Here is a 2,666-nt window from a genome sequence, read left to right on the forward strand (position 1 = left end):
ACCATATTCCGGACTGCCATATTCGCCAAAAACAGAAAAACCGTTTGTTATAGCCTCGCCGCTCGAGAGCATAATCTGCGTACCCATGTGGAAACTATCAAGCCAACTTGTCGTAAATCTTTGGTAAGGAATATCGAAACCGACAATCATTTTGCCTTCAAAAGCTTTTCCTTCCAAACTTCCCTGGTAATCAATAGAAATAAAACGGTTACCCAAAATTGAAGTGATTTTTGCTTCAGCTGGAGATTCATCTGCCAGCACATCTTTTTCAAACCAGGTTTTGGTTATCCCATTCCAGGCACCTATTAAACTTTGAAGCTTTTGGTGAGCCCCATCCGCTAAAGATTGCTCAAATTTACTTTTCGCCATAATCCAAACTTATAAAATTTAAGTTGTAATGTTTAATTGTTTGCATAGAAGATTTTGAATTGAAAATTGTAAATTGTTAACTGAAAACTATCTATTTATGTTAAAGACGTTAGATCTCAATCAGGTAATGGTTATCGATATCGAAACTGTACCTCAATATCCATCTTTTCAAGATGTACCCCCGCATTTTCAGGAACTTTGGGAGCAGAAAACACATTATCAAAGAAGTTCAGACCAAACTGCTGAAGAATTTTATGAAAAAGCAGGCATTATGGCCGAATTCGGTAAGATTATCTGCATCAGCATGGGCATTTTCAGTGTACAGAACGAATCCTGCTCTTTGCGCATCAAATCTATTTTTGGCCATGATGAAAAAGAAATGCTGTTACAGTTTTCTGCTTTATTGAGTAAACAAATGCCTACCTTAATGTTCTGTGCGCACAATGGAAAAGAATTCGATTTCCCCTATTTATGCCGACGGTTATTGGTTAACGGCATAGAAATTCCGGTTCAATTGCAGCTTTCGGGCAAAAAACCCTGGGAAGTAAACCATATCGATACGATGGAACTTTGGAAATTCGGCGATTACAAACATTTTACTTCGTTAAACCTGCTGGCCGCTATTTTAGATATTCCTACACCTAAAGATGATATCAACGGCGCGCAGGTAAGGCAGGTTTATTATGAAGAAAAAAATCTCGATAGAATTGTTACCTATTGCCAGAAAGATGTAATTACTACCGCCCAGGTACTGTTAAAATTTAAAGGTATGAATATAATTCCGGCAGAAAACATTACAATTGTATCCTAAATGATGGTCGAAGTAAAACTGGAAATCCCAAAATATAATGATAAGGTAGGGTTGCAATCTAGCTGGGTAGATGGATTCATTCTCAAAACAGATATTATTGAAAATCAAATCCAGATTCATGCAAATAAAGAAGGACTCATTTCCCTTGCAAAACAGCTACTTTCCTTAGCACAAGATGAAACCCCAATTGGTTGTCTCTATCATTTAGACGATTATGATAGTTTGGAAACAGGTTCAAATGAGCTTATTATATCAAAAATTTGATGCTAAACGTAGAAAACCTAAATATCGATTTTTATAACCAGGACGAAAAAACTTGGTTTAAAGCTGTAAAACAGATCAGTTTTAATGTAAAAAAAGGAACCGTTTTAGGTATTGTTGGCGAATCTGGTTCTGGAAAATCAGTTACATCTTTCTCTATTATGCGCTTGCATGATGAACGTGCCGCAAAAATTACCGGAGAAATAGATTTTGAAGACATTAGCCTGCTCAATCTCAGCTCAAACGAAATCCGCCAGATCAGGGGAAACCAGATCTCAATGATTTTTCAGGAACCCATGACTTCGCTCAATCCCGTTTTCACCTGCGGGTACCAAGTGGCAGAAGCCATTATGTTGCATCGAAAGGTAGATAAAGCGGAAGCCAGAAAACATACCATCGCATTATTTAATGAAGTGCAATTACCCCGACCAGAAAAAATATTTGATAGTTACCCACACCAAATATCAGGCGGGCAAAAGCAAAGGGTAATGATTGCCATGGCATTAAGCTGTGATCCAAAATTATTAATAGCTGATGAACCCACAACGGCATTAGACGTAACCGTTCAGAAAACAATTTTAGAGCTTCTGTTAAAACTGAAACAGGAACGGAATATGGCGATGATCTTTATCTCGCACGATTTAGGCGTAGTAAATGAAATTGCCGATGAAGTTGCTGTAATGTACAAAGGCGAAATTGTAGAGCAAGGCCCAGCGAAATCTATTTTCGAAAATCCACAACACCCGTACACCAAAGGTTTGCTTGCCTGTCGCCCCTCACCTAGTCTACAATTAAAAAAATTACCGGTGGTGGCCGATTTCCTTACCGGAAAAATTGATGATGCTTCAGCACATTTACAGGCTTCAAACCAGCTAACAACAGCAGAAATAGCCATACGGAGAGAGAAACTTTACAACCAGAAACCTTTACTTCAGATTAAAGACCTATGTACCTGGTATCCTATCCACAATGGTCTTTTTGGCAAAACGACTGATTACGTTAAAGCTGTTGACCAGTTGAATTTTGAGGTTTTTCCTGGTGAAACCTTAGGTCTGGTTGGCGAATCGGGTTGTGGCAAAACCACTCTCGGCCGTACCATTTTACGGCTGATACAGCCTACTTCTGGTGAAATCATTTTTAACGGAGAAAATATTACACACATTGACAAAACAGCCTTACGAAAGTTAAGGAAAGATGTTCAGATTATTTTTCAGGACCCTTACGC

At 38.4% G+C, this 2,666-nt stretch carries 4 protein-coding genes; 3 read left to right on the forward strand and 1 reads right to left on the reverse strand.

Translation table 11 applies throughout. The annotated features are described in order from the left end of the window. Nucleotides 1-369 (reverse strand): DUF1579 family protein (locus AC1DND_RS25160; protein ID WP_477585276.1); only part of this gene is annotated, 369 nt, incomplete at its 3' end. A gap of 97 nt (nt 370-466) precedes the next feature. Between AC1DND_RS25160 and AC1DND_RS25165 the strand changes: the two genes are divergently transcribed. From AC1DND_RS25165 to AC1DND_RS25175, 3 genes are all read left to right on the forward strand, one after another. Then, nucleotides 467-1,180, forward strand: a complete 714-nt coding sequence (locus AC1DND_RS25165) for a 3'-5' exonuclease (protein WP_477585277.1) — start codon at nt 467-469, stop codon at nt 1,178-1,180. After that, nucleotides 1,181-1,444 (forward strand): Imm32 family immunity protein, encoded by a 264-nt coding sequence (locus AC1DND_RS25170; RefSeq protein WP_477585278.1) that lies wholly within the window; start codon nt 1,181-1,183, stop codon nt 1,442-1,444. Then, a partial coding sequence (locus tag AC1DND_RS25175) for an ATP-binding cassette domain-containing protein (protein WP_477585279.1) occupies nt 1,444-2,666 on the forward strand: 1,223 nt, incomplete at its 3' end. The genes AC1DND_RS25170 and AC1DND_RS25175, both read left to right, overlap by 1 nt.

It is taken from the genome of Pedobacter sp. 01N416 (genome assembly GCF_056399685.1).

Bases quoted from the DNA above. Each gene is read 5' to 3' on its own strand.
- AC1DND_RS25165 (WP_477585277.1), top strand. From the start codon at position 467: ATGTTAAAGACGTTAGATCTCAATCAGGTAATGGTTATCGATATCGAA.
- AC1DND_RS25170 (WP_477585278.1), top strand. From the start codon at position 1,181: ATGATGGTCGAAGTAAAACTGGAAATCCCAAAATATAATGATAAGGTA.